Genomic DNA, 25292 nt, shown 5'->3' with positions numbered 1-25292 from the left:
AATCTTCCGCGGGGGCGGAAGAGCGCTCCCGGCGGCTTCGGCGCGGGTCCGACCCCGCCGACCCGGAGATGGTTGACTGGAAGACCGATGCCTGACAACCGCGAACGATTGCTGGAGTACCTCTCCCGCGCCGACGGCTGGGTGACCGCGCACGAGCTGGCCGACCGGCTCGGAGTCACCACCCGGAGTGTCCGCAGCTACGTGACGGCGGTGAAGGCCCAGGCGGCCCCGCTCGAGCCCGTGGAGTCGTCGGCCAACGGCTACCGGCTCGCGCGCGACGCGTACACGGCGTTCCTCGAGACCCGGCTGCTCCGCGACGACGAGCCGGACACCCCGCGCGACCGGCTGTACAGCATCGTCCGGCGCCTGGTCGACTCCGACGACGGACTCGACGTCGCGGCGCTCGCGGAGACGCTCTCCGTCAGCGAGTCGACGATCGACGCCGATCTGCGCCGGGTGAAGGCGCTGGCGGACGAGTCCGGCCTGGCCCTCGTGCGCCGCGGCCCGGCAGTGCGACTCGAGGGCAGCGAGGAGGCCCGGCGCCGGCTGATCTCGCGGATGTTCCGCGACGAGAGCGCGCAGGGCGTCTTCACGCTCGACGACGTGCAGCGCGAGTTCGCCTCCCCCGGTCTCGGCGCGTTCAAGACCGAGCTGCTGGCCGAGCTCGAGACCCGCGGCTACTACATCAACGACTACGGCGTGAACAGCGTGCTGCTGCACATCGCGATCGCCGTCGACCGCGTCTCCCGGGGCATCGGCGACCCGTCCGGCTCGCGCCCCTCCCCCGCGGTGCACGGCGAGCTCGCCGCGCTGCTCGCCGAGCTGGTCGAGCGCCACTTCGCCACGCGGCTCACCGACGCCGAGCTCGCCCAGCTGGCGATCCTGATGACCACGCGGGTGGCCACGCCGGGGCAGAACGAGCCCGTCGCCGCCGTCGTCGAGAACTACCTCGATCCGGAGGACGTCGCGGTCGTCCGCGAGCTCGTCGCCGATGTGAACGAGGCCTACCTCGTCGACCTGGACGACGAGGGCTTCATCGTCCGCCTCGCGTTGCACGTGCGGAACCTCGTCGCGCGGGCGGCCGAGGGCGGCTACTCGCGGAACCCGCTCACCCGCTCGATCAAGACCAGCTTCCCGATGACCTACGAGATCGCGGTGTTCCTCGCGAGCGGACTGCAGCGGCTGCGCGGGATCACCGTCAACGAGGACGAGATCGCCTACATCGCCCTGCACGTCGGCTCCTTCCTCGAGCGGGTGTCCCGGCGCGAGGAGCGGCTCTCCTGCGTCATCGTCTGCCCGAACTACTACGACCTCGCGCACATGCTGCGGCTGCGGGTCGAGCGCTCGCTCGGCACCGAGGTGGAGGTCCGCTCGCTGATCACCCGGAGCGACGTCGACTGGGACCGCCTGACCGCGGATCTGGTGATCACCACGATCGACGAGCGGCCCGCGTCCGAGGACGTCGTCGTGGTGCAGCCGTTCCTGACCGACCACGACGTGGACGCCGTGCGCCGCGCGATCGCGCGCGTGCGCCGGCACCGGCGCCGCGCGCGGATCAAGGACGAGCTGCTGCAGTTCTTCGACGAGTCGCTCTTCTTCCGGAACGTGCATGCCCGCGATGAGCCGGCGATGATCCGGCTGCTCGGCGAGCGGATGATCACCGGCGGCATCATCGACGAGGACTACGTCGACGGGGCGATCGAGCGCGAGCGGATGAGCTCCACCGCGTTCACCGACAATCTCGCCGTCCCGCACGCGATGGCGATGAGCGCGCGCCGGACCGCGATCGCCATCGTCGTGAACGACGTGCCGATGGCGTGGGGCGAGCAGCGGGTGAACGTGATCGCGATGATCGCCTTCGCCTCGGCCGGGCGCAGCAGCTTCCAGTCGGTCTTCGACCAGTTCGTCGAGGTCTTCGCCGACCGCGCCGAGGTGCAGCGCCTGATCCGCCGCTCCGCGGACTTCGGCGGCTTCATCGAGGAGCTCGTCCGCGTGATCGACAGCTGACGCGGGTCTCGATACGCCGCTCCGCGGCTACTCGACCAGCATGTCCTTTCATGCTGATCGAGTAGCCCTCGCAGAGGGCGTATCGAGATCCACCCGCGTCAGAAGACGAGTCTGCAGACCCGCCCTGCTGACGACGGCAGGTCTCGATACGCCCCTGCGGGGCTACTCGACCAGCATGTGTCGGCCGCCCCCTCCGGAAGCAGCGCACCCGAGCACCCGTGCTGATCGAGTAGCCCGCGCGCCCCTGCTGATCGAGTAGCCCGCGCAGCGGGCGTATCGAGATCCGCCCCCGCGAGCACGCCGGGTCTCCACACGCCCCTGCACAATGCGCAGCACCCGATCCGCCGCTCCGTGGAACCCGATCCGCGTGTGCCCCTGTCCCTGCCGGGGGTGGGCGGCCAGACTCGGCAGGGGGCGCCCCCGATCGCTGCGACGAAGGAGCATCCCATGTCTGTCGATCCCGAGGTCTATCGTTCTGCGCTGGACCGATCGTCCGCCGCCGCGATGCGGTGGATCGAGTCCCTTCCGGGTCGGCCGATACCGCCGTCCAGGACCGTCGAGCAGATGGCGGAGAGGTTCGGCGGGCCGTGGCAGGAGGGCCCGCTCGAGCCCGCCGCCGTGGTGGAGGAGCTCGCGACGCTCGCCGAGCCCGGACTGATGGCGATGCCCTCCGGGCGCTTCTTCGGCTGGGTGATCGGCGGCACCCTGCCCGCCGCACTCGGCGCGGACTGGCTGGTCAGCGCCTGGGATCAGAACGCCGCCATGCGCTACGCCTCACCGGCGACCGCCGCCGTCGAGCAGGTCGCCGGCGAGTGGCTGCTCGCCGCCCTCGGGCTCCCGGCGACGGCGGACGTCGGCTTCACCACCGGGGCGACGATGGCGAACTTCGTGGGGCTGGCCGCCGCCCGCGCCTTCGCACTGGATCGGGTCGGCTGGGACGTGAACGCCCACGGCCTGCAGGGAGCACCGCGGCTCACCGTGCTCGCCGGAGCGGAGCGGCACACCTCCGTCGACCTCGCCCTGCGCTACCTGGGGCTCGGGGCACCCGCTGTCGTCGACACCGACGACCAGGGCCGCCTCCTCGTCGACGCCCTCCGCGTCGCGCTGGAGCGTGCGGACGGCCCCGTGATCGTCTGCCTCCAGGCGGGGAACCTGCACTCCGGCGCCTTCGATCCGATGGCCGACGCGATCGCGGTCGCGCACGGGCACGGCGCATGGGTCCACGTCGACGGCGCCTTCGGGTTGTGGGCGGGAGCCAGCCCCGCGCTCCGTCCGCTCCTGCGCGGCATCGAGACGGCGGACTCCTGGGCGACGGACGCGCACAAGACTCTCAACGTGCCGTACGACTGCGGAGTCGCCGTCGTGGCGCGGAGCGGCGCCGCCGGCGCGGCACTGGGGACGCGGACGGCCTACCTGATCCGCGCCGACGGCGACGAGCCGGACCCCATGGACCTGACACCGGAGATGTCCCGCCGAGCACGCGGCGTCCCGGTGTGGGCGGCCCTGCGCCAGCTGGGCCGGACCGGCCTCGTCTCCCTGGTCGACGGACTGGTCGCCACCGCGCGGGAGCTGGCGGATCAGCTCTCGGCGATCCCGGGCGTCACCGTGCTGAACGAGGTCGTCTTCACCCAGGTCTGCCTGGCCTTCGAGTCCGACGAGCGGACCCGGGAGGTGACCCGCCGGCTGATCGAGGACGGGACCGTCTGGATGTCCGGCTCCCACTGGCGAGGTCGGGACGTGCTGCGGATCTCGGTGAGCAACTGGTCGACCGATGCGGCCGACGTCGCCACGAGCGTCGCCGCCGTCCGCGCGGCGGCCGGCGCTCCCCCGGCGTGACTTCACCGGGGGCACGGCCGGACATCGGAGCGCCTCAGACGATCGGCGTCGGCACGATCCCGTACGGCGCGAGGCCCGCGGCGCCGCCGTCGGCGAGCGTCGTCACCCAGATGCCGTCGCGGTGGACCGCGACGGAGTGCTCCCAGTGCGCCGACATGCTGCCGTCGATGGTCGCCACCGTCCAGTCGTCCTCGCGGACCACCGTCTCGGCGCTGCCCGCGGCGACCATCGGCTCGATGGCGACGACGAGGCCGGGCTTCACCTCCGGGCCGCGCTGGCGCACCCGGTAGTTGAACACCGGCGGTGCCTCGTGCATCGTGCGACCGATGCCGTGGCCGATGTAGTCGGTGAGGATGCCGTAGACCGCGCCCGAGGCCTCCGCCTCGTCCTCGATGTACTCCTCGATCGCCGCGCCCACCTCGTTGAGGTGCCGCGCCGACGCGAGAGCCGCGATGCCCCGCCAGAGCGAGCCCGCGGTTACGCGGGACAGCGCCTCGCGGCGCGCGACCTCGTCGGGGCGCTCGGCGTCGGGCAGGACGATCGTCATGGCGGAGTCGCCGTTCCAGCCGTCGATCTCGGCGCCGCTGTCGATCGAGACGATGTCACCGGGCTCGAGGACGCGGCCGCCGGGGATCCCGTGCACGACCTCCTCGTTCACCGAGGCGCAGATCGTGTGCCGGTAGCCCGGAACGAGCTGGAAGTTCGAGTGCCCGCCGAGCGCGACGATCGCAGCCTCGGCGATCGCGTCGAGCTCGAGCGTGCTGACGCCGGGACGCACGGCGGCACGGACGGCGTCCAGAGACGCGGCGGTCGCCAGCCCGGGCGCGATCATCGATCGCAGCTGGGCCGGCGTCTTGTAGAGGGAGGAGCGCAGCGCCACGGGTCAGGCGGCCGGCGAGTCGCCGACGAGGCGCCCGACGCGGTGGCCCTCGAGGGCGACGACGATGCGCTCGGTGACCTCGTCGACCGGGCCGAGGCCGTCGACGACGATGACGAGCCCGCGCGCGGCGTAGATGTCGATCAGCGGCGCGGTCTGCTCCTCGTAGAGGGCGAGACGGTGCCGGATGACCTCCTCGGTGTCGTCGCTGCGACCCTGCTCCGCGGAGCGCTTGAGAAGACGCGCCACGACCTCGTCGGGATCGGCGGTGAGCTGCACGACCGCGTCGAGCCGGTTGCCGTCGGCCGCGACGATGCGATCGAGCTCATCGACCTGCTCCGTCGTTCGCGGGTAGCCGTCGAGGAGGAAGCCCGTCGAGACGTCGGCCTCCTGCAGCCGGTCGTGCACGATGGCGTTCGTGAGCTCGTCGGGCACGTAGCGGCCGGCGTCGAGGTAGGACTTGGCCTGCAGGCCGAGCTCGGTCTCGTTGGCGACGTTGGCGCGGAAGATGTCTCCCGTCGAGATCGCGGGGACCTTCAGGACCTCGCTGAGCCGAGCGGCCTGGGTCCCCTTGCCGGCACCCGGAGGGCCGATCAGCAGCAGACGGAAGCCGACCGGGGTCGAGGTCATCGGAGGAGCCCTTCGTAGTGGCGCTGCTGCAGCTGGGAGTCGATCTGCTTCACCGTCTCGAGTCCGACTCCGACGATGATCAGGATGGACGTGCCGCCGAACGGGAAGTTCTGGTTGGCGCCGACGAGCGCGAGCGCCACGAGGGGCACGAGCGCGATCAGACCGAGGTAGACCGAGCCGGGGAGCGTCACCCGGGTCAGCACGTAGTTCAGGTACTCGGCGGTCGGACGGCCGGCGCGGATGCCGGGGATGAAGCCGCCGTAGCGCTTCATGTTGTCGGCGACCTCGTCCGGGTTGAAGGTGATCGCGACGTAGAAGTAGGTGAAGCCGACGATCAGCAGGAAGTACAGCGCCATGTAGAGCGGGTGATCGCCCTTGGTGAGGTAGTTCGTGATCCAGGTCACCCAGAACGGCGCCTCCTGGCCGGCCGCGGGCTGGTTGAACTGCGCGATGAGCGCGGGCAGGTACAGCAGCGACGAGGCGAAGATGACGGGCACGACGCCGGCCATGTTGACCTTGATCGGGATGTACGTGTTGTTGCCGCCGTACGTTCTGCGCCCGACCATCCGCTTGGCGTACTGCACGGGGATCCGCCGCTGCGACTGCTCGACGAAGACGACCGCGACGACGAGCACGAGCCCGACCGCGAGGACGAGGAGGAAGGTCTCGAAGCCGCGCGACTGCGCGATCGACCAGAGCGAGGTGGGGAACTGGGCGGCGATCGAGGTGAAGATCAGGAGCGACATGCCGTTGCCGATGCCGCGCTCGGTGATGAGCTCACCCATCCACATGATGATGCCGGTGCCCGCGGTCATGGTGATGACCATGAGCAGGATGGAGTACCACTCGTCGGTGATGATGAGCGCCGAGCACTCCGGGACACCGGAGTTGCCGAACAGCGCGCCCGAGCGGGCGACGGTGATGAGGGTGGTCGACTGCAGGACGCCCAGCGCGATCGTGAGATAGCGGGTGTACTGCGTCAGACGGCCCTGGCCCGACTGGCCCTCCTTGTAGAGGGTCTCGAAGTGCGGGATGACCACGCGCAGGAGCTGCACGATGATCGACGCCGTGATGTACGGCATGATGCCGAGCGCGAAGATCGACAGCTGGAGCAGGGCTCCACCGCTGAAGAGGTTCACGAGCTCGTAGAGACCCGAGGTGCCCTGGTTGCCGGCGAGGCAGGCCTGGACGGCCTCGAAGTCGACGAACGGAGCGGGGATGAAGGATCCCAGCCGGAAGATCGCCACGATCGCGAGGGTGAAGCCGATCTTGCGGCGGAGGTCGGGGGTGCGGAAGATCCGCGCTACGGCGCCAAACATCTACCTAGGGTCTCCTGCTCAGTTCTTGGTGCGGGATACAGGTCGAGCTTGCCACGCGCTCTCCAGGGGCGAGGTGCCCGTGGGGAGTCGTCGTGGCAAGCCCGACCGACAAGCTGCTGGTGCTACTTGATGGATCCGCCCGCGGCGACGATCTTCTGCTCGGCAGAGCTGGAGACCTTGTCGACCGCGACGTTCAGCGTAACCGCAATGTCCCCGTCGCCGAGAACCTTGACCTTCTCGTTCTTGCGGACGGCACCCTTCGCGACCAGGTCGCTGATGGTGACGTCGCCGCCCTGAGGGTAGAGCTCCGCGAGAGCGGACAGGTTCACGACCTGGTACTCGACGCGGAACGGGTTCTTGAAGCCGCGGAGCTTCGGGGTGCGCATGTGCAGCGGCATCTGCCCACCCTCGAAGCCGACGCGCACCTGGTAGCGGGCCTTGGTGCCCTTGGTGCCGCGACCGGCGGTCTTTCCCTTGGATCCCTCACCGCGGCCGACGCGAGTCTTCGCCTTCTTGGCGCCCACTGCGGGTCGGAGGTGGTGGACCTTGAGCACGTGCTCCTTGGTCGAGGCCTGCGCGGGAGTCGTGGACTCCGCGACGGCCTGGTTCTTCTCAGCCATTAGTCAATCTCCTCGACCTTCACCAGGTGGGCGACGGTCTTCACGTATCCGCGGTTCTGAGAGTTGTCCTCGCGGACGACGCTCTGACCGATCTTCCTGAGGCCGAGCGAGCGCAGCGTGTCGCGCTGGTACTGCTTCTCGCTGACCTTCGACTTGATCTGGGTCACCTTGAGCTGGGCCATCAGGCACCTGCCTTCGACTTGGACGCGGCGGCGAGGGCGTCGGCCTCGGCACGGACGAGCCGGGGCGGCGCGACCTGGTCGAAGTCGAGCCCGCGACGAGCGGCGACGGCGCGCGGCTCCTCGAGCTGCTGCAGGGCCGTCACCGTCGCGTGGACGATGTTGATGGTGTTCGACGAGCCGAGCGACTTGCTCAGGACGTCGTGGATGCCGGCGCACTCGAGCACGGCGCGGACGGGACCGCCGGCGATGACACCGGTACCCGACGACGCGGGGCGCAGGAGCACGACACCGGCAGCGGCCTCACCCTGGACGGGGTGCGGGATGGTCGAGCCGACGCGCGGGACGCGGAAGAAGTTCTTCTTCGCCTCCTCGACGCCCTTGGAGATGGCGGTGGGGACCTCGCGGGCCTTGCCGTAGCCGACTCCGACGAGTCCGTTCCCGTCGCCGACCACGACGAGCGCGGTGAAGCTGAAGCGACGACCGCCCTTGACGACCTTCGACACGCGGTTGATGGTCACGACGCGCTCGAGGAACTGGCTCTTCTCGGAGTCGCGGCCACCGCGGTCGCGGCCACCCTGATTGCGGTCACGGCCGCCACGACGGGGCTCGCGAGCCTCCTGCTGGGGCTGCGTGGACGCAGCGGTCTCGACGGGGGCCTCCGACACGGCGGCGACCTCGGGTTCCTTGCTCTCTGCGGCGGTCACAGGTTGAGCCCTGCCTCTCGTGCTCCATCGGCGATCGCGGCGACGCGACCGGCGTACTTGTTGCCTCCGCGGTCGAAGACGACCGCTTCGACTCCTGCGGTCTTCGCGCGCTCGGCGAGAAGCTCGCCGACCCGGCGGGCCTTGGCGGTCTTGTCACCGTCGAACACGCGGAGGTCGGCCTCGAGGGTCGACGCGGACGCGAGGGTGCGGCCCAGCGAGTCGTCGACGATCTGCACGAAGACGTGACGGGCCGATCGGTTGACGACGAGACGGGGGCGCTCGGCGGAGCCGACGACCTTCTTGCGCAGACGGTCGTGACGACGACCGCGCGCAGCGGACTTGCTCTTTCCTCTGGTTCCGAGTCCCATGATCACTTACCGCTCTTTCCGGCCTTGCGGCGAACGACCTCGCCGGCGTAGCGCACGCCCTTGCCCTTGTAGGGCTCGGGCTTGCGGATCTTACGAATGTTGGCGGCCACTTCACCGACGGCCTGCTTGGAGATGCCGTGCACGGTGACCTTGTTGTTGCCCTCGACCGTGAACGAGATGCCCGCGGGAGGGGTGACGACGACCGGGTGCGAGAAGCCGAGGGCGAACTCGATGTCCGAGCCCTTCACCAGCACGCGGTAACCGGTTCCGACGACCTCGAGGCCCTTGGAGTAGCCCTGCGTGACACCGATGATGTCGTTCGCGATGAGCGTCCGGGTGAGGCCGTGGAGCGAGCGCGACTCGCGCTCGTCGTCGGGGCGGGAGACCAGGACCTGGCCGCCTTCGACGGCGACCTGGATGGGGCTGGCGACCGGGACGGTCAGCTCGCCCTTGGGGCCCTTGACGGTGACGAGGGATCCGGCGACGGAGACGTCGACGCCCGCCGGGATCTCGATGGGGAGTCTTCCGATTCGCGACATGGGGTTACCACACGTAGGCGAGGATCTCCCCACCCACGCCCTTCTTCTCGGCCTGACGGTCGGTCAGCAGACCGCTCGACGTGGACAGGATGGCGACGCCGAGGCCACCGAGGACGGTGGGGATCTCGGTCGACTTCGCGTAGACGCGCAGGCCGGGCTTCGAGACGCGCTTGATGCCGGCGATGGAGCGCTCGCGGTTCGGTCCGTACTTGAGGGAGATGGAGAGCGTCGTGCCGACGCGCGCCTCCTCGACCTTCCAGTCGGAGATGTAGCCCTCGCGCTTGAGGATCTCGGCGATGTTCGCCTTGAGCTTCGAGCCGGGGAGGGCGATGGAGTCGTGGTGCGCGGAGTTCGCGTTGCGGATTCTGGTCAGCAGATCTGCGACCGGATCAGTCATGGTCATGGCTGATGGTGCCTTTCTCGCCTGGTTTCGGCACCCTTTACAAGAGTGACGACCTGTGGTGTGGGACGGCGCCGACGACGTCGACGCCCATGCGGCCGCGCGAGCGCAGGCCAACGAGCCATGGTACACGGCTGAGGGCCGGCGGTCGAGGGCCGACGGCCGATCCTCCCGGGAGAGGACCGGAGCTCTGAGAGTGCTTCCGCGCCGCGGGGCGGGCGGGTGCACAGCGAGGCCGGAGGGCGGGTGATCCGCCCTCCGGCCTCGGGGGTCGTGCTACGCGTTGTCCGCCGACTTGAACGGGAACCCGAGCTGCTTGAGCAGCGCGCGACCCTCGTCGTCGGTCTTCGCGGTGGTGACCACGGTCACGTCGAAGCCGCGGACGCGGTCGATGCGGTCCTGGTCGATCTCGTGGAAGATCGACTGCTCCGTGATGCCGAAGGTGTAGTTGCCGTTGCCGTCGAACTGGCGGTCCGAGAGACCGCGGAAGTCGCGGATGCGCGGCAGCGCCACCGAGAGCAGGCGGTCCAGGAACTCCCACGCGCGGTCACCGCGGAGGGTGACGTGCGCGCCGATGGCCTGGCCCTCGCGCAGCTTGAACTGCGCGATGGACTTGCGGGCCTTCGTGACCTGGGGCTTCTGGCCGGTGATCGCGGTGAGGTCCTTGATGGCGCCGTCGATGATCTTGCCGTCGCGGGCAGCCTCGCCGACTCCGGTGTTCACGACCACCTTGACCAGGCCGGGGACCTGGTGGATGTTCGAGAAGCCGAACTGCTCCTTGAGAGCGGGGATGATGTCGGCCTGGTACTTGGCCTTGAGCCGCGGCTGAACCTTCGCAGCCACTGCGGTGGTGTCAGTCATTACAGTTCCTCACCCGACGCCTTCGCGTAGCGAACGCGAACCGTCTTGGTCACGCCGTCCTTGGTGACGGCCACGTTGCGGTGGCCGACCCGGGTCGGCTTCTTGGTCTTCGGGTCGACGACCGCGACGTTCGAGATGTGGAGGGGGGCCTCGATGGTCTCGATGCCGCCCTCCTTCGAGCCTCGCTGCGACTGGCCGACGCGGTTGTGCTTCTTGACGAAGTTCACACCCTCGACGACGACGCGGTTCTTCTCGACCAGGACCTCGAGAACCTTGCCCTGCTTGCCGCGGTCTCCGCCGCGGGCCTGGGTCGCGCCCGAGATGACCTGCACGAGGTCACCCTTCTTGATCTTGGCCATGACTAGATAACCTCCGGTGCCAGCGAGACGATCTTCATGAACTTCTTGTCGCGGAGCTCGCGACCGACCGGACCGAAGATGCGGGTGCCGCGGGGGTCCCCGTCGTTCTTCAGGATCACGGCGGCGTTCTCGTCGAACTTGATGTACGAGCCGTCGGGACGACGGGTCTGCTTGATGGTCCGGACGATGACGGCCTTGACCACATCGCCCTTCTTGACGTTTCCGCCGGGGATCGCGTCCTTGACGGTCGCGACGATGACGTCACCGAGGCCGGCGTAGCGGCGGCCGGAGCCACCGAGCACGCGGATGGTGAGGAGCATCTTGGCGCCGGTGTTGTCGGCGACCTTGACTCGGGATTCTTGCTGAAGCATGTGTCTCTCCTGCTAACTCAAGCGGGCCGTGGCCTACTTGGCCTTCTCGAGGATCTCGACCAGGCGCCAGCGCTTGGTGGCGCTGAGGGGACGGGTCTCGCTGATGACGACGGAGTCGCCGATGCCGGCGGAGTTCAGCTCGTCGTGGACCTTGACCTTGGACGTGCGGCGGATGACCTTGCCGTACAGCGGGTGCTTCACCCGGTCCTCGACCTCGACGACGATGGTCTTGTCCATCTTGTCGCTGGTCACGTAGCCGCGACGGGTCTTGCGGTAACCGCGAGCGCCCGCCTCCTTGATGTCGTGGGCGGCCGACTCGTGGCCGGCGCTGTCAGTGACGGTTGCCATTACTTGGCCTCCTCGTTCGACTCGGTCGCCGCGACCTCGGCCTTGGCGGCCTTCTTGGTCTTCGGCTTCTTCTCCGCCTTGGCCGGGGCCTCGACGGGTGCGGGGGTGGCGCGGATGCCCAGCTCGCGCTCACGGATGACCGTGTAGATGCGGGCGATGTCGCGCTTGACGGCACGCAGGCGGCCGTTGGTGTCCAGCTGGCCGGTGGCCGACTGGAAGCGGAGGTTGAACAGCTCCTCCTTGGCCTTCTTCAGCTCCGTGACGAGACGCTCGTCCTCGAAGGTGTCGAGCTCGGTGGGAACGAGCTCCTTGGATCCGATCGCCATTATGCGTCTCCCTCCTCGCGCTTGATGATGCGTGCCTTGAGGGGCAGCTTGTGGATGGCACGGGTCATGGCCTCACGAGCGAGCTGCTCGTCGACGCCGGCGACCTCGAAGAGGACGCGACCCGGCTTGACGTTCGCGACCCACCACTCCGGCGAGCCCTTTCCGGAACCCATGCGGGTCTCGGCGGGCTTCTTGGTCAGCGGGCGGTCGGGGTAGATGTTGATCCACACCTTTCCACCGCGCTTGATGTGGCGCGTCATGGCGATACGAGCGGACTCGATCTGACGGTTGGTCACGTAGGCCGGGGTGAGGGCCTGGATGCCGTACTCACCGAACGACACCTTGGTGCCACCGGTGGCCTGGCCGGAACGGCCCGGGTGGTGCTGCTTGCGGTGCTTGACTCGACGCGGAATCAACATGGTTATGCCTCAACTCCTGCTGCGACGGGCGCCTCGCTCTGCTGGCGGGGGGCGCGACGCGGACGGTCGCTGCGCTCGGGGCGCGACGACTTGCTGTTCGCCTGCTCCCGAGCGAGCTCCTTGTTGGTGATGTCGCCCTTGTAGATCCAGACCTTCACGCCGATGCGGCCGAAGGTGGTCTTCGCCTCGTAGAAGCCGTAGTCGATGTTCGCGCGGAGGGTGTGCAGCGGCACGCGTCCCTCGCGGTAGAACTCCGAGCGGCTCATCTCGGCGCCGCCGAGGCGGCCGGAGACCTGGATGCGGACGCCCTTGGCGCCGGCGCGCTGCGCGCCCTGCAGACCCTTGCGCATCGCGCGGCGGAAGGCCACGCGGGCGGAGAGCTGCTCGGCGATGCCCTGCGCGACCAGCTGAGCCTCGGCCTCGGGGTTCTTCACCTCGAGGATGTTCAGCTGGATCTGCTTGGCGGTGAGCTTCTCGAGGTCGGCGCGGATGCGCTCGGCCTCGGCGCCGCGGCGACCGATCACGATGCCCGGGCGGGCGGTGTGGATGTCGACGCGGACGCGGTCACGGGTGCGCTCGATCTCGATGCGGGCGACTCCCGCGCGGTCGAGCTGCGTGGCGAGGAGCCGGCGGATCTTGACGTCCTCAGCGAGGAAGTCGCTGTACCGCTGGCCCTTCTTGGTGCTGTCGGAGAACCAGCGCGACACGTGGTCGGTGGTGATTCCCAGACGGAAACCGTAGGGGTTTACTTTCTGACCCATTACTTGGTCCCCTCCTCAGGAGTGGCCAGCACGACGGTGATGTGGCTGGTGCGCTTGTTGATGCGGAAGGCACGACCCTGAGCACGGGGCTGGAATCGCTTGAGGGTGGTTCCCTCATCGACGAAGGCGCGGGACACGAACAGGTCCTGGTCGTCGAGGTACTCGTTCGAGGCATCGGCCTTGACGCGAGCGTTGGCCATCGCCGAGGCGACGAGCTTGTAGACGGGCTCGGACGCACCCTGCGGGGCGAACTTGAGGATGGCCAGGGCCTCCTCCGCCTGCTTCCCGCGGATCAGGTTCACGACACGGCGAGCCTTCTGGGGGGTGACGCGGATGTGTCGCACGCGTGCGATCGACTCCACCATTTCTCTCCTCCTTCTCGTCGCCGCGTCAGCGGCGACGGCCCTTCTTGTCGTCCTTCTCGTGACCGCGGAAGGTCCGAGTGGGGGCGAACTCGCCGAGCTTGTGGCCGACCATGGTCTCGGTCACGAACACGGGGATGTGCTTGCGACCGTCGTGGACCGCGATGGTGTGACCCAGCATCGCCGGGATGATCATCGAGCGGCGCGACCAGGTCTTGATGACGTTCTTGTTGCCGGCTTCGTTGGCCGTGAACACCTTGCGGAGCAGGTGGTCGTCAACGAAGGGGCCCTTCTTGAGACTGCGAGGCATCTTCTACAACTCCTACTTGCGCTTCTTACCGGCGGTGCGGCGGCGAACGATGAGCTTGTCGCTCTCCTTGTTGGGGCGACGGGTGCGTCCCTCGGACTGGCCCCAGGGGCTGACCGGGTGGCGACCACCGGAGGTCTTGCCCTCTCCACCACCGTGGGGGTGGTCGACCGGGTTCATCGCGACACCGCGGACGGTCGGGCGGACGCCCTTCCAGCGCATGCGGCCGGCCTTGCCCCAGTTGATGTTCGACTGCTCGGCGTTGCCGACCTCGCCGATCGTGGCGCGGCAGCGCGCGTCGACGTTGCGGATCTCGCCCGACGGCAGGCGGAGCTGCGCGTAGGGGCCGTCCTTGGCGACGAGGCGGACCGAGGTGCCGGCCGAGCGGGCGAGCTTGGCGCCGCCGCCCGGCTTGATCTCGATGGCGTGGATGACCGTACCGGTCGGGATGTTGCGCAGCGGCAGGTTGTTGCCGGGCTTGATGTCGGCACCCGAGCCCGACTCCACGACGTCGCCCTGCGAGAGCTTGTTCGGAGCCAGGATGTAGCGCTTGGTGCCGTCCACGAAGTGGAGCAGCGCGATGCGCGCCGTGCGGTTGGGGTCGTACTCGATGTGAGCGACCTTGGCGTTGATGCCGTCCTTGTCGTTCCGACGGAAGTCGATCAGACGGTACTGGCGCTTGTGGCCACCACCGATGTGACGCGTCGTGATGCGACCGGAGTTGTTGCGGCCACCGGTCTTGGACAGCGGGCGAAGGAGCGACTTCTCGGGCGTCGATCGGGTGATCTCGGCGAAGTCGGCAACGCTGGAGCCGCGGCGACCGGGGGTCGTGGGCTTGTACTTACGAATAGCCATTGTCTGTTTCCTCTACGCTTCTTCGGCTCAGCCGACGCTCGTGAAGATGTCGATGGAGCCGGACTTCAGCGTGACGATCGCGCGCTTGGTGTCCTTGCGCTTGCCGGCCCCGAACTTCGTGCGGCGGGTCTTGCCCTGACGGTTCAGCGTGTTGATCGACGCGACCTGGACACCGAAGATCTTCTCGATGGCGAGCTTGATCTCGGTCTTGTTGGAGCGCGGGTCGACGACGAAGGTGTACTTGCCCTCGTCGATCAGGCCGTAGGACTTCTCCGAGACCACCGGCGAGATGATGACGTCGCGGGGGTCCTTGTTGAACGCGGCGGACTGGCTCATGCGTTCACCTCTTCCTTCTTGGCGCCGGACTTCGAGGCGACGAACGCGTCGAGTGCGGCCTTCGTGAAGACGATGTCGTCGGAGACGAGCACGTCGTACGCGTTGAGCTGGTCGGACGGCAGGATGTGCACGAACGGCACGTTGCGGAGCGAGAGCTCGGCGATGAAGTCGTCGCGCTCGAGGACCACGAGGACGTTGCGCGACACCGAGAGGGCGTCGAGCAGGACGAGGACGTCCTTCGTCTTCGGGGTCTCGCCGAGGGCGAGGGACTCGACCACGTGCACGCGCGAGCCGCGGGCGCGGTCCGAGAGAGCACCGAGCAGAGCCGCGGCGATCATCTTCTTGGGGGTGCGCTGCGCATAGCTGCGGGGGGTCGGTCCGTGGACCACGCCACCACCGGTCATGTGCGGGGCGCGGATCGAGCCCTGACGAGCGCGACCGGTTCCCTTCTGCTTGAACGGCTTGCGGCCGGCTCCCGAGACCTCGCCACGGTTCTTCGTGGAGTGGGTGCCCTGGCGCGCCGCGGCGAGCTGCGCCACGACGACCTGGTGGATCAGGGGGATGTTGGTCTGGACGTCGAAGAGCTCGGCGGGGAGCTCGAACGCGCCCGACTTGTTGCCCTGGACGTCGATGATGTCGACAGAGGTAGCCATGGAACTACGCTCCCTTCACGGCGTTGCGAACGAACACGAGGCGACCGCGCGCGCCGGGGACGGCGCCCTTGACGAGCAGCAGACCCTTCTCGGCGTCGACGGAGTGCACCTTGAGGTTGAGCACGGTGACGCGCTCGCCACCCATGCGACCGGCCATGCGCATGCCCTTGAAGACACGGCTGGGGGTCGAGGAGGCGCCGATGGAGCCGGGCTTGCGGTGGTTGCGGTGCGAACCGTGCGAAGCCGAGACGCCCTTGAAGTTGTGACGCTTCATGACACCGGCGAAGCCCTTGCCCTTGGAGGTGCCGACGACGTCGACCTTGGTGCCGGCTTCGAAGACGGCGTCCACGGTCAGCTCCTGGCCGGCCGAGTAGTCGGCGGCGTCGGAGGTGCGGACCTCGGTGAGGTGGCGGCGGGGGGTGACGCCCGCGGCGTCGAAGTGACCGGCGGCGGGCTTGTTCACCTTGCGCGGGTCGATCGCACCGGCGGCGAGCTGGACGGCGGTGTAGCCGTCCTTCTCCTCCGTGCGGACCTGGGTCACGACGTTGGGGCTGATCTCGATGACCGTGACGGGGACGAGCTTGTTGTTCTCGTCCCAGACCTGGGTCATGCCGAGCTTCGTGCCGAGGAGGCCCTTGCTGGTCTTCAGCGTGGGGGAAACAGTGACAGACATGGTGGCACTCCTCCTTAGAGCTTGATCTCGATGTTGACGTCGGCCGGGAGGTCGAGGCGCATCAGCGAGTCGACGGCCTTGGGCGTCGGGTCGATGATGTCGATGAGGCGCTTGTGGGTGCGCATCTCGAAGTGCTCGCGGCTGTCCTTGTACTTGTGGGGAGAACGGATCACGCAGACCACGTTCTTCTCGGTCGGAAGCGGCACGGGGCCGACGACCGTTGCACCGGCACGGGTCACCGTGTCGACGATCTTGCGCGCCGACGTGTCGATGACCTCGTGGTCGTACGACTTCAGTCGGATGCGGATCTTCTGTCCCGCCATGTGTGATCTCTCACTCTCTTGTTATTGCGTCGTACGCCACTCCCCCGGCCGGAGCCGGGCTCGTGTCGCATAGGACGCGCTCGCGAAGGAACATCCGGAGAACCGGAGGAAGTGCACCAGTGTTCTTCTGTCAAAAGCACCGCGCTCGAGGCGCTCTGAGAGCCGTGCAGAACGCACGACGCACGGAGAGCCCGTTGAGTTGTCGGTTGTTGTCGTTCTGCTACCCGCCGCCTCGACGTCGCACTCGCGGGGCCGCCCTCTCGGGTCGAGCCGCTGGGGCGCCGTCTCGGCACTGCCTGGCAGTGTTCCACCCCCTCGCAGCACGCTGCGCAGGCGGAAATTTTGAACTAGAAGAGTCTCTCACGGATCCAGCACCCGTGCAACCCGGGCGTGTCGCGCTGTCGAGCTCCACCGCCGCCGGTCTCCGGCCGCGGAATCCCGGGTCTCACCGGACCCGGGCGACGCCCACCGCTCACTCGAAGAGCAGCGCCCGCAGCGTCGTCTCGGCAGAGCCCGGACGGGACGGATCGATCGTCTCGCCCGCCCGGAAGTGATCGAGCACGCGGGGGTCGACGTAGCTCGCGCGAGCCACGGTCGGCGTGTTCCCGAGCACTTCGGACGCGTCCTTCATCGCCTGCGAGATCGCCCTCGTGCGCAGTCGCTGGGTGGGCTGCGGTCCCGCCTTCGCGAGGCTCAGCGCCGCGGCGACCGTGCCGTGCAGGGTGCGGAAGTCCTTCGCCGTGAAGTCGTCGCCGGCGCGCTCGCGCACGTAGTCGTTGATGTCGGCCGCGGAGACCGGGCGCCAGACGCGGCCGTCCTTCCAGGCCAGGAGCCGGGCGTTCGGGCCGCGGCGCTTCAGCGCCCGGACCACGCGGGCCAGGTCGTGGTCGAGGATCTCGCTCGTCCAGGCCTGGTGGCTCTTGCCGGGGAAGGCGAGTGCGACGCGGTCGCCGTGCGTCGTCGCGTGCGAGCAGAGCAGCGTCGTCAGGCCGATGCTGCCGTGCTCCTTCGCGTACTGCTCGCTGCCGACCCGCAGCGAGCCGGTATCGAGCATCCGGAAGCCGGTCGCCAGCGCGCGCTCGCGGGTGGGCCCGTCGTCGCGGAGGGCGATCGTCACCCGGCGGCGGGCACCGGGAAGGGCCTCCGCGAGCCGGAGCGCCCGGTCGAACTTGATCCGGTCCTTCTGCTCGCGCCAGGTCGGGTGGTAGATGTACTGCCGGCGGCCGGCGCCGTCGACGCCCGTGGCCTGGATGTGCCCGTTGGGGTACGGCGCGATCCAGACCTCCTGCCAGGCCGGCGGGATGCCGAGGTGGTCGAAGCGGGCCCGCAGCTCGGGGTCCGTGACCGTGGCGCCCTTGGGGTCGCGGTAGCTGAAGCCGGTACCGGAGCGGACCCGGCTGTAGCCGCGACCGCTCGAGTCGGTCCGGCGGAGTCGTTGGGTGAGCGGATCGGCCATCGACCCGACGATAGGGCGGGGGCTCCGGCACCGTCAGCGGGTTGACGGGCGCCCCCGGCCCTGCGCTACTCGTTGCCGAGGCGCTTGTCGGCCTGGCGCTTGAGGTCCTCGATGCGGTCGTCGTACTTGCCCTTGGTGAGGCGGCTCGCGATGTCGCCGGTCTTCTCGAGCACCTGGTCCGAGACGCCCTCCGCCTTCTCGCTGCGGAGCGTCTCCTGGACCTTCTTGCTGTTGAGCAGCTCGCCGGCCTGTCGTCCGAGCTTGCCGAAGTCCACCATGGTTCCTCCTTGATCCGTGCGGGCAGGGGGCCGCGCGAGCCTCAGTGTGGCGACACCGCCTGGACGAACGGTGCGGGACGCGCCGGGGAGATCAGAGAGCGAGGACGCGGGCCGCGGCATCGGCGAGGGCCCGGCCGTAGGAGGGTCCGTGGCCGGCGGCGTGCACCGCGAGCGGATGGAGCTGGTGCAGCGGCACGCGGTCCTCGGACCCCGGGCGCAGCGGGTGGACCTCCTCGTAGCCGGCGAGGACGTCGTCGAGCCGGGGCAGCCCGAAGAGCGCCAGCATCGCGAGGTCGGTCTCGCGGTGGCCGCCGTGCGCGGCCGGATCGATCAGCACCGCGCCCTCGTCCGACCACAGCACGTTGCCGTTCCAGAGGTCGCCGTGCAGGCGCGCGGGGACGTCGTCGTCGTCGAAGGCTCCGGCCCGGACGAGGTCGAGGGCGCTCTCGACGGTGCGGGCGTCGGCAGAGGACAGGTTGCCCGCCTCGACGGCCGGGCGGAGGAAGGGCCGGACCCGCTGCTCCGCGTAGAAGCGGCCCCAGGAGTCCTCCGGAGTGCAGGGCATCGCGCGGCGCCCGATGAAGGCGGGGCCGGACCAGCCGGCCGGCGGCGCACCGAAGGCGGCGGCTCCCGCGTCGTGCGTGCGCGCGAGGGCGCCGCCGAAGCGCCGGGCGGCCTCCCGCGTCGGGCGGGCGGAGCGGACCTCCTCGAGCTCGATGCGGCCGGGCTCGACGAGCAGCACCTCGGCGCAGCGCGCTCCCCCGGCCTCCTCGGCCTCGGCCAGCCAGCGCAGTCCCGCCGCCTCCCACTCGAAGAACTGCGCGGGAGCGGACGGGTTCGTCTTCACGAAGGGCATGCCTCCCACGCTAGTCAGCCTCCGCCGAGCGGATCGAGACCGGGGCCGACCTGCACCGGGAACGACGAGAGGGGCCGCCCGCCGAAGCGGACGACCCCTCTCGAGAGATCAGCAGGAGAACCTACTTGACGATCTTGGTGACCGTTCCGGCACCCACGGTGCGGCCACCCTCACGGATGGCGAAGCCGAGGCCCTCCTCCATGGCGATCGGCTGGATCAGCGCGACCGTCATGTCGGTGGTGTCGCCGGGCATGACCATCTCGGTGCCCTCGGGCAGCGTGATGACGCCGGTGACGTCGGTGGTGCGGAAGTAGAACTGGGGGCGGTAGTTCCCGTAGAACGGGTTGTGACGCCCACCCTCGTCCTTGGACAGGATGTACGCGGTGCCCTCGAAGTCCGTGTGCGGCGTGACCGAACCCGGCTTGACGACGACCTGGCCGCGCTCGACGTCCTCGCGCTTGGTGCCGCGGAGGAGCAGACCGCAGTTCTCGCCGGCCCAGGCCTCGTCGAGCTGCTTGTGGAACATCTCGATGCCGGTGACCGTGGTCTTCTGCGTCGGGCGGATGCCGACGATCTCGACCTCGGAGTTCAGCGAGAGGGTGCCGCGCTCGGCGCGACCGGTGACGACGGTTCCACGACCGGTGATCGTGAAGACGTCCTCGATCGGCATGAGGAACGGCTTGTCCTTGTCGCGGATCGGGTCCGGGACGGAGGCGTCGACGGCGTCCATGAGGTCGAGGATGGACTGGGTCCACGCCTCGTCGCCCTCGAGGGCCTTGAGGCCGGAGACGCGGACCACGGGGGCGTCGTCGCCGGGGAAGCCCTGCGAGGACAGCAGCTCGCGGACCTCGAGCTCGACGAGCTCGAGGATCTCCTCGTCGTCCACCATGTCGGCCTTGTTCAGGGCGACGAGGAGGTACGGCACGCCGACCTGCTTGGCGAGGAGGACGTGCTCACGGGTCTGAGCCATCGGGCCGTCGGTGGCGGCGACCACGAGGATCGCGCCGTCCATCTGCGCCGCGCCGGTGATCATGTTCTTGATGTAGTCGGCGTGACCGGGGGCGTCGACGTGCGCGTAGTGGCGCTTCGGCGTCTCGTACTCGACGTGCGAGATGTTGATCGTGATGCCGCGCTGGCGCTCCTCGGGAGCGGAGTCGATCGACGCGAAGTCACGCTGGACGTTGGTCGCGGACGGGTACTTGTCCGCCAGAACCTTCGAGATCGCCGCGGTGAGGGTGGTCTTTCCGTGGTCGACGTGACCGATGGTTCCGATGTTGACGTGCGGCTTGGTCCGCTCGAACTTGGCCTTAGCCACTGTGGGTCCTCCTCAGGACTTAGGTGCAAGCATCCGCATCCGACGCCGCACGGGGCGGCACGAGGACAGGAGGACTTGCGGGGGTTTTGTGTAGGTATGTTACCGGCAGTGGTCGCGCGGGCCATCCGATGAGGATCCGAGGCGCGCAGAACGCGGCAGCAAACCCGCACGACACTACCAGGCCCGCCGCGGTTCCGCAGAACCGCGGCGGGGGTGGGACGAGTGCTACTCGCCCTTGTTCTTCTGGACGATCTCCTCAGCCACGGCCTTGGGGACCTCGGCGTAGGTCTCGAACGTCATCGAGTAGACCGCGCGGCCCGAGGTCTTCGAGCGCAGGTCGCCGATGTAGCCGAACATCTCGGACAGCGGGACGTTGGCCTTGATGACCTTGACGCCCGCGGCGTCCTCCATCGACTGGATCATCCCGCGACGCGAGTTGAGGTCGCCGATGACGTCGCCCATGTACTCCTCGGGCGTGCGGACCTCGACGGCCATCAGCGGCTCGAGGAGGACCGGCTGCGCCTTGCGCGAGGCCTCCTTGAACGCGATGGAGCCGGCGATCTTGAACGCCATCTCCGAGGAGTCGACGTCGTGCGCCGCGCCGTCGGTCAGGGTCGCCTTGATGCCCACCATGGGGTAGCCGGCGAGGACGCCGACCAGCATGGCGTCGCGGATGCCCGCGTCGACCGAGGGGATGTACTCGCGGGGGACGCGACCACCGGTGACGCCGTTGACGAACTCGTAGGTCTTGTCGGCCTCGACCTCCATCGGCTCGATGGAGATCTGGACCTTCGCGAACTGGCCCGAGCCACCCGTCTGCTTCTTGTGGGTGTAGTCGTACTTCTCGACCGTGCGGCGGATCGTCTCGCGGTAGGCCACCTGCGGCTTGCCGACGTTGGCCTCGACGTTGAACTCGCGCTTCATGCGGTCCACCAGGATGTCGAGGTGCAGTTCGCCCATTCCCTTGATGACCGTCTGACCGGTCTCCTGGTTCTGCTCGGTGCGGAAGGTGGGGTCCTCCTCCGCGAGCTTCTGGATCGCGGTGCCGAGCTTCTCCTGGTCGGCCTTCGTCTTGGGCTCGATGGCGACCTCGATGACGGGCTCCGGGAAGGTCATCGACTCGAGCACGACCTGCGCGGTCGGGTCGCTCAGGGTGTCACCGGTGGTGGTGTCCTTGAGGCCGATGACGGCGTAGATGTGGCCGGCGGTGACCGAGTCGACCGGGTTCTCCTTGTTGGAGTGCATCTGGAAGATCTTGCCGATGCGCTCCTTCTTGCCCTTGGTCGAGTTGATGACCTGGGCGCCGGAGTCGAGCTTGCCCGAGTAGACGCGGACGTAGGTGAGGCGACCGAAGAACGGGTGCACCGCGACCTTGAACGCGAGCGCCGAGAAGGGCTCGGTCGAGTCCGCGTGGCGCATGATGACCTTCTCCTCGTCGCGGACGTCGTGCGCCTCGATGGCGGGGACGTCGAGCGGGGAGGGGAGGTAGTCGACGACCGCGTCGAGCATCGGCTGGACGCCGCGGTTCTTGAACGCGGAGCCGCAGAGCACGGGGTAGATGTCCGAGTTGACGGTCAGCTTGCGGATGGCGCCCTTGATCTCGGCGACCGTGAGCTCCTCACCGCCGAAGTACTTCTCGAGCAGCTCGTCGGAGGTCTCCGCGACGGTCTCGAGCAGCTTCTCGCGGTACTCGGCGGCCTTGTCGGCCAGGTCCGCGGGGATCTCCTCGATCTCGTACTTCGCGCCCAGCGCGACGTCACCCTTCGAGTCGCCGCGCCACGTGAGCGCGCGCATCTCGACGAGGTCGACGACGCCCTCGAAGCTGGACTCCGCGCCGATGGGCAGCTGGATGACCAGCGGCTTGGCGCCGAGGCGGTTGATGATCGTGTCGACGGTGAAGTAGAAGTCGGCGCCGAGCTTGTCCATCTTGTTGACGAAGCAGATGCGCGGGACGTCGTACTTGTCGGCCTGACGCCAGACGGTCTCGGACTGGGGCTCGACGCCCTCCTTGCCGTCGAAGACGGCGACGGCGCCGTCGAGGACGCGCAGCGAGCGCTCGACCTCGACCGTGAAGTCGACGTGACCGGGGGTGTCGATGATGTTGATCTGGTTCTTGTTCCAGAAGCACGTCGTCGCGGCGGACGTGATCGTGATGCCGCGCTCCTGCTCCTGCGCCATCCAGTCCATCGTGGCGGCGCCGTCGTGGACCTCACCGATCTTGTGCGTGATACCCGTGTAGAACAGGATGCGCTCGGTGGTGGTGGTCTTGCCGGCATCGATGTGGGCCATGATGCCGATGTTGCGGACCTTGTTCAGGTCGGTGAGCACATCTTGTGCCACGGAGTTCCTCCGATAGGTGATGGAGCCAGCGCAACGGGTTCATGGCCGATCGGCTGGGATCGTGATGGTGGCGGTCGCCCGTCCACGCCGGATCCGAGGATCCGCCGCCGGGTCCGGGACCGCGGCGCGCGCACTGAGGCGCGCGCCGCGGGACCGGGGGTCGCGCTCGCCGGGGGCGGGCGCGGGGTGCGCTACCAGCGGTAGTGCGCGAAGGCCTTGTTCGACTCGGCCATCTTGTGGGTGTCCTCGCGACGCTTGACAGCGGCGCCCAGACCGTTCGACGCGTCGAGGATCTCGTTCATGAGACGCTCGGTCATCGTCTTCTCGCGACGGGCCTTCGCATAGCTGGTGAGCCAGCGGAGGGCGAGGGTGTTGGCGCGGTGCGGCTTGACCTCGACGGGGACCTGATAGGTCGAGCCGCCGACGCGGCGGCTGCGGACCTCGAGGGTCGGACGGACGTTGTCGAGCGCCTTCTTGAGCGTGACGACGGCGTCCTGGCCGTTCTTGGTCGAGACCCCCTCGAGCGCGCCGTAGACGATGCGCTCGGCGAGGCCCTTCTTGCCGTCCAGGAGGATCTTGTTCACGAGCTGGCTGACGACCGGGGCGCCGTAGACGGGGTCTGCGACGACGGGGCGCTTAGGAGCGGGTCCCTTACGAGGCATTACTTCTTCTCCATCTTCGCGCCGTACCGGCTGCGAGCCTGCTTGCGGTTCTTGACGGCCTGGGTGTCCAGGGCGCCGCGAACGATCTTGTAGCGGACACCGGGGAGGTCCTTCACACGACCGCCGCGGACGAGCACCATCGAGTGCTCCTGGAGGTTGTGGCCCTCACCGGGGATGTAGGCCGTGACCTCGGTGCCGTTGGAGAGCTTCACGCGGGCCACCTTGCGGAGGGCCGAGTTCGGCTTCTTGGGCGTGGTCGTGTAGACGCGCGTGCAGACGCCGCGCTGCTGGGGGTTGGCCTTCAGGGCGGGCGCCTTGGTCTTGGTGACCTTCGGCGTGCGTCCCTTTCGGACCAACTGCTGAATCGTTGGCACTGATTTGCTCCTTGAATGCTGCACGGTGACAGCGGATCGATGGTCGACATTCGACCTGCCCGTCTCCGGGACGGCCGAGTTCATCTGGACCCGACTCCCTCTCGGCGCCGACGAGCGGAGACCTGGAGGAGGAGGGGTATGCCGTGGGGGCCGCCCGATCGGACGAACCCGCGGGTCCTCGCGGACCCGGTGGAGCGAAGCGCGGCACTGCGCCGGCCCGGAGGCACGACACGAGCGCACGACAAAGCGCACACCCGAAGAATATTACGGGGAGTGACGGGGGCGGTCAACCGTACGGCGTTCGCCCTGGGAGAGAACGCGGCCCGGGAGCCTCACTCGCGCTCGTCGCCCTCCCAGCCCCAGTGGGGGGTCCCGCCGCCGGCGTCGCGGCGGGCGAGCATCGCGAGGAAGAGGATCTGCACCGCTCCGGCCAGCACGCCCGCGGCGATCGCGAACGGCGTCGCGGCGTGGTCGACGACGAAGCGGAGGATGGCGCCCGGCTCCCCCAGACCCAGGCCGTAGATCGCGCCGCCGACCAGGAGGAAGAGCGCGTAGACGACGACCGCCGTCAGCAGCGAGGGGCCGACGAGTCGGCTGACGCCGGGCCGGGCGGCGAGCGTGATCATCGAGACGAGGACGGCGAGGACGCAGACTGCCACCACGACCGGGCCGAGGATCGGGCCGGCGTCGCGCTCGGGGACGACGTCCTGATCGAGCAGCAGGCTGAGCACGCCGAACGCGCAGACCACCAGGGCGAGGTAGAGGAAGGACGCGAACGCCGCGAGGGCGATGCCGTAGCCCAGGCCCGCGCCGCGGCCCTGCTCCCCCGGGCCGGCGGCCGTCACGACTGCGCGGCGGCGTCGCGCTCGGCGTTGCGGCGCTTCACCCCGCGCGCCCGGCCGGCGATGAGGCTCCCGCCCCAGACGCTGACCTCCCGGGCGAGCACGGCGGCCGCGGCGACGGCGAGGAGGGTCGCAGGGTCGCGGAGGAAGTCGACGACGGCGGTGCGGTCCTGCGGCACGGCGAAGCCACCGACCGCGGACCAGGCGCCGACGAGGGCGGCGGCGCCGGCGAGCAGCGCGACGAAGAAGCCGCCGAGGACGTAGGCCCACCAGCCGGCGCGGTTGACCGCGAGCACGATGAGGGCGAGTCCGGCGAAGAAGGCGGCGACCGGGAGGAGGAAGACGGCCGTGGGGCCCTGCGCGAGCGCGATCGCCACGGGGTCGCCCTCGACGGCGTCGATCAGCACGCGGATCGCGGTGAGGGCGACGAGGTACAGGGCGGCGAAGACCGCGGTGGTGAGCAGGGCGATCGCCAGGCCGGCGAGGCGGTTGCCCTTCCGGCGGGCGGGCTCCGGCTCCGGCTCGACGGAGCCGAGCGGGGACGGCGACGCGGGCTGCGCCTCCTGCACGGCGGTGGCGCCGGTCGCGGGACGTCGGCCGCCCGGCTCCGGCTCGGGCCAGACGTACTCCCGGGTCGGCTCGGTGCCGTCGCCCGTCGTTGGCATCCGCGTGGTCTCGGCTTCGCTGTTCCCCGTCACTCCGACAGCTTAGGCACGGGTCTGCGCGGGACGAG

The 25292-nt window shown here is 69.0% G+C and carries 34 protein-coding genes; 2 read left to right on the top strand and 32 right to left on the bottom strand.

The genetic code is table 11. The annotated features are described in order from the left end of the window. Positions 1 to 87: 87 nt before the first annotated feature. Both EDF17_RS02705 and EDF17_RS02700 read left to right on the top strand, forming a co-directional pair. Positions 88 to 2007, top strand: a complete 1920-nt coding sequence (locus EDF17_RS02705; RefSeq protein WP_123445060.1) for a PTS sugar transporter subunit IIA — start codon at positions 88 to 90, stop codon at positions 2005 to 2007. 447 nt (positions 2008 to 2454) lie between these two features. After that, positions 2455 to 3843 (top strand): pyridoxal-dependent decarboxylase, encoded by a 1389-nt coding sequence (locus EDF17_RS02700; RefSeq protein ID WP_123445059.1) that lies wholly within the window; start codon positions 2455 to 2457, stop codon positions 3841 to 3843. A gap of 34 nt (positions 3844 to 3877) precedes the next feature. Here the strand turns inward: EDF17_RS02700 and map are convergent, their stop codons facing one another. The 32 genes from map to EDF17_RS02540 form a co-directional block, all read right to left on the bottom strand. Then, a complete protein-coding gene (map, locus tag EDF17_RS02695; RefSeq protein WP_123445058.1) occupies positions 3878 to 4723 on the bottom strand; it encodes a type I methionyl aminopeptidase in 846 nt (281 codons plus the stop codon). Positions 4724 to 4726: 3 nt separating this feature from the next. Next, complete coding sequence (locus EDF17_RS02690) at positions 4727 to 5350, bottom strand: adenylate kinase (RefSeq protein WP_123445057.1); 624 nt, start codon at positions 5348 to 5350, stop codon at positions 4727 to 4729. Continuing rightward, positions 5347 to 6669, bottom strand: coding sequence for a preprotein translocase subunit SecY (gene secY / locus EDF17_RS02685; protein WP_123445056.1), 1323 nt, complete (start codon positions 6667 to 6669; stop codon positions 5347 to 5349). The genes EDF17_RS02690 and secY overlap by 4 nt, the downstream gene beginning before the upstream one ends. A gap of 122 nt (positions 6670 to 6791) precedes the next feature. Further along, complete coding sequence (gene rplO, locus EDF17_RS02680) at positions 6792 to 7289, bottom strand: 50S ribosomal protein L15 (RefSeq protein WP_123445055.1); 498 nt, start codon at positions 7287 to 7289, stop codon at positions 6792 to 6794. After that, positions 7289 to 7471 carry a 50S ribosomal protein L30 gene (gene rpmD, locus EDF17_RS02675; RefSeq protein ID WP_173232138.1) on the bottom strand — a complete coding sequence of 61 codons (183 nt, stop codon included), beginning with the start codon at positions 7469 to 7471 and terminating at the stop codon, positions 7289 to 7291. The genes rplO and rpmD overlap by 1 nt, the downstream gene beginning before the upstream one ends. Then, a complete protein-coding gene (rpsE, locus tag EDF17_RS02670; protein WP_173287519.1) occupies positions 7471 to 8136 on the bottom strand; it encodes a 30S ribosomal protein S5 in 666 nt (221 codons plus the stop codon). Before rpsE ends, rpmD begins: the two co-directional genes overlap by 1 nt. A gap of 35 nt (positions 8137 to 8171) precedes the next feature. Beyond that, the gene (gene rplR, locus EDF17_RS02665) at positions 8172 to 8543 is read right to left on the bottom strand and encodes a 50S ribosomal protein L18 (protein WP_123445053.1); all 372 of its coding nucleotides are present in this window, start codon (positions 8541 to 8543) and stop codon (positions 8172 to 8174) included. 2 nt (positions 8544 to 8545) lie between these two features. Next, complete coding sequence (rplF, locus tag EDF17_RS02660) at positions 8546 to 9082, bottom strand: 50S ribosomal protein L6 (protein ID WP_123445052.1); 537 nt, start codon at positions 9080 to 9082, stop codon at positions 8546 to 8548. A 4-nt stretch (positions 9083 to 9086) separates the two neighbouring features. Then, positions 9087 to 9485: a 30S ribosomal protein S8 gene (rpsH, locus tag EDF17_RS02655; RefSeq protein WP_123445051.1), complete on the bottom strand. Its 399-nt coding sequence runs from the start codon at positions 9483 to 9485 to the stop codon at positions 9087 to 9089. Positions 9486 to 9758: 273 nt separating this feature from the next. After that, a complete protein-coding gene (gene rplE / locus EDF17_RS02650) occupies positions 9759 to 10343 on the bottom strand; it encodes a 50S ribosomal protein L5 (RefSeq protein WP_123445050.1) in 585 nt (194 codons plus the stop codon). Beyond that, on the bottom strand, positions 10343 to 10702 hold the full coding sequence (gene rplX / locus EDF17_RS02645) for a 50S ribosomal protein L24 (RefSeq protein WP_123445049.1): 360 nt from the start codon (positions 10700 to 10702) through the stop codon (positions 10343 to 10345). Before rplX ends, rplE begins: the two co-directional genes overlap by 1 nt. 2 nt (positions 10703 to 10704) lie before the next feature. Next, positions 10705 to 11073 carry a 50S ribosomal protein L14 gene (gene rplN / locus EDF17_RS02640; RefSeq protein ID WP_123445048.1) on the bottom strand — a complete coding sequence of 123 codons (369 nt, stop codon included), beginning with the start codon at positions 11071 to 11073 and terminating at the stop codon, positions 10705 to 10707. A 33-nt stretch (positions 11074 to 11106) separates the two neighbouring features. Next, positions 11107 to 11421 carry a 30S ribosomal protein S17 gene (gene rpsQ, locus EDF17_RS02635; RefSeq protein WP_123445047.1) on the bottom strand — a complete coding sequence of 105 codons (315 nt, stop codon included), beginning with the start codon at positions 11419 to 11421 and terminating at the stop codon, positions 11107 to 11109. Then, the gene (rpmC, locus tag EDF17_RS02630) at positions 11421 to 11747 is read right to left on the bottom strand and encodes a 50S ribosomal protein L29 (protein ID WP_123445046.1); all 327 of its coding nucleotides are present in this window, start codon (positions 11745 to 11747) and stop codon (positions 11421 to 11423) included. Before rpmC ends, rpsQ begins: the two co-directional genes overlap by 1 nt. Continuing rightward, the gene (gene rplP / locus EDF17_RS02625; protein WP_123445045.1) at positions 11747 to 12166 is read right to left on the bottom strand and encodes a 50S ribosomal protein L16; all 420 of its coding nucleotides are present in this window, start codon (positions 12164 to 12166) and stop codon (positions 11747 to 11749) included. The genes rpmC and rplP overlap by 1 nt, the downstream gene beginning before the upstream one ends. 2 nt (positions 12167 to 12168) lie before the next feature. After that, entirely contained in the window at positions 12169 to 12927 is a 759-nt protein-coding gene (rpsC, locus tag EDF17_RS02620; RefSeq protein WP_056037327.1) for a 30S ribosomal protein S3, read from the bottom strand. Then, positions 12927 to 13292, bottom strand: a complete 366-nt coding sequence (gene rplV, locus EDF17_RS02615; protein ID WP_123445044.1) for a 50S ribosomal protein L22 — start codon at positions 13290 to 13292, stop codon at positions 12927 to 12929. Before rplV ends, rpsC begins: the two co-directional genes overlap by 1 nt. Before the next feature lie 25 nt (positions 13293 to 13317). Then, entirely contained in the window at positions 13318 to 13599 is a 282-nt protein-coding gene (gene rpsS, locus EDF17_RS02610) for a 30S ribosomal protein S19 (RefSeq protein WP_055787078.1), read from the bottom strand. A gap of 12 nt (positions 13600 to 13611) precedes the next feature. Then, positions 13612 to 14451 (bottom strand): 50S ribosomal protein L2, encoded by an 840-nt coding sequence (rplB, locus tag EDF17_RS02605; RefSeq protein ID WP_123445043.1) that lies wholly within the window; start codon positions 14449 to 14451, stop codon positions 13612 to 13614. Between the two features lie 27 nt (positions 14452 to 14478). Beyond that, the gene (gene rplW, locus EDF17_RS02600) at positions 14479 to 14787 is read right to left on the bottom strand and encodes a 50S ribosomal protein L23 (protein WP_123445042.1); all 309 of its coding nucleotides are present in this window, start codon (positions 14785 to 14787) and stop codon (positions 14479 to 14481) included. Continuing rightward, positions 14784 to 15440: a 50S ribosomal protein L4 gene (gene rplD, locus EDF17_RS02595; RefSeq protein WP_123445041.1), complete on the bottom strand. Its 657-nt coding sequence runs from the start codon at positions 15438 to 15440 to the stop codon at positions 14784 to 14786. Before rplD ends, rplW begins: the two co-directional genes overlap by 4 nt. 4 nt (positions 15441 to 15444) lie before the next feature. Further along, entirely contained in the window at positions 15445 to 16113 is a 669-nt protein-coding gene (rplC, locus tag EDF17_RS02590; RefSeq protein ID WP_104224566.1) for a 50S ribosomal protein L3, read from the bottom strand. Positions 16114 to 16127: 14 nt separating this feature from the next. Continuing rightward, on the bottom strand, positions 16128 to 16436 hold the full coding sequence (gene rpsJ / locus EDF17_RS02585; RefSeq protein WP_005050520.1) for a 30S ribosomal protein S10: 309 nt from the start codon (positions 16434 to 16436) through the stop codon (positions 16128 to 16130). Between the two features lie 472 nt (positions 16437 to 16908). Further along, entirely contained in the window at positions 16909 to 17892 is a 984-nt protein-coding gene (locus EDF17_RS02580) for a DNA topoisomerase IB (protein ID WP_123445040.1), read from the bottom strand. 65 nt (positions 17893 to 17957) lie between these two features. Further along, positions 17958 to 18170, bottom strand: coding sequence for an antitoxin (locus EDF17_RS19705; RefSeq protein ID WP_123735027.1), 213 nt, complete (start codon positions 18168 to 18170; stop codon positions 17958 to 17960). A 91-nt stretch (positions 18171 to 18261) separates the two neighbouring features. Beyond that, positions 18262 to 19026, bottom strand: a complete 765-nt coding sequence (locus tag EDF17_RS02570) for a fructosamine kinase family protein (RefSeq protein WP_123445038.1) — start codon at positions 19024 to 19026, stop codon at positions 18262 to 18264. 121 nt (positions 19027 to 19147) lie between these two features. After that, on the bottom strand, positions 19148 to 20341 hold the full coding sequence (gene tuf / locus EDF17_RS02565) for an elongation factor Tu (RefSeq protein ID WP_123445037.1): 1194 nt from the start codon (positions 20339 to 20341) through the stop codon (positions 19148 to 19150). A gap of 225 nt (positions 20342 to 20566) precedes the next feature. Next, the gene (gene fusA / locus EDF17_RS02560) at positions 20567 to 22681 is read right to left on the bottom strand and encodes an elongation factor G (RefSeq protein ID WP_123445036.1); all 2115 of its coding nucleotides are present in this window, start codon (positions 22679 to 22681) and stop codon (positions 20567 to 20569) included. Between the two features lie 191 nt (positions 22682 to 22872). Next, positions 22873 to 23343, bottom strand: a complete 471-nt coding sequence (gene rpsG, locus EDF17_RS02555; RefSeq protein ID WP_056037355.1) for a 30S ribosomal protein S7 — start codon at positions 23341 to 23343, stop codon at positions 22873 to 22875. After that, on the bottom strand, positions 23343 to 23717 hold the full coding sequence (gene rpsL, locus EDF17_RS02550; RefSeq protein WP_011186743.1) for a 30S ribosomal protein S12: 375 nt from the start codon (positions 23715 to 23717) through the stop codon (positions 23343 to 23345). The genes rpsG and rpsL overlap by 1 nt, the downstream gene beginning before the upstream one ends. Before the next feature lie 332 nt (positions 23718 to 24049). Continuing rightward, positions 24050 to 24562 (bottom strand): DUF6121 family protein, encoded by a 513-nt coding sequence (locus EDF17_RS02545; RefSeq protein WP_123445035.1) that lies wholly within the window; start codon positions 24560 to 24562, stop codon positions 24050 to 24052. Beyond that, a complete protein-coding gene (locus EDF17_RS02540; protein WP_123445034.1) occupies positions 24559 to 25224 on the bottom strand; it encodes a hypothetical protein in 666 nt (221 codons plus the stop codon). Before EDF17_RS02540 ends, EDF17_RS02545 begins: the two co-directional genes overlap by 4 nt. Positions 25225 to 25292: the final 68 nt, after the last annotated feature.

The sequence above is a fragment of the Rathayibacter sp. PhB1 genome (genome assembly GCF_004362935.1).
GTDB classification, from domain to species: domain Bacteria; phylum Actinomycetota; class Actinomycetes; order Actinomycetales; family Microbacteriaceae; genus Rathayibacter; species Rathayibacter festucae.
The sequence above is the reverse complement of the archived record's forward strand: the minus strand, read 5'-3'. Positions and strand labels throughout refer to the sequence as shown.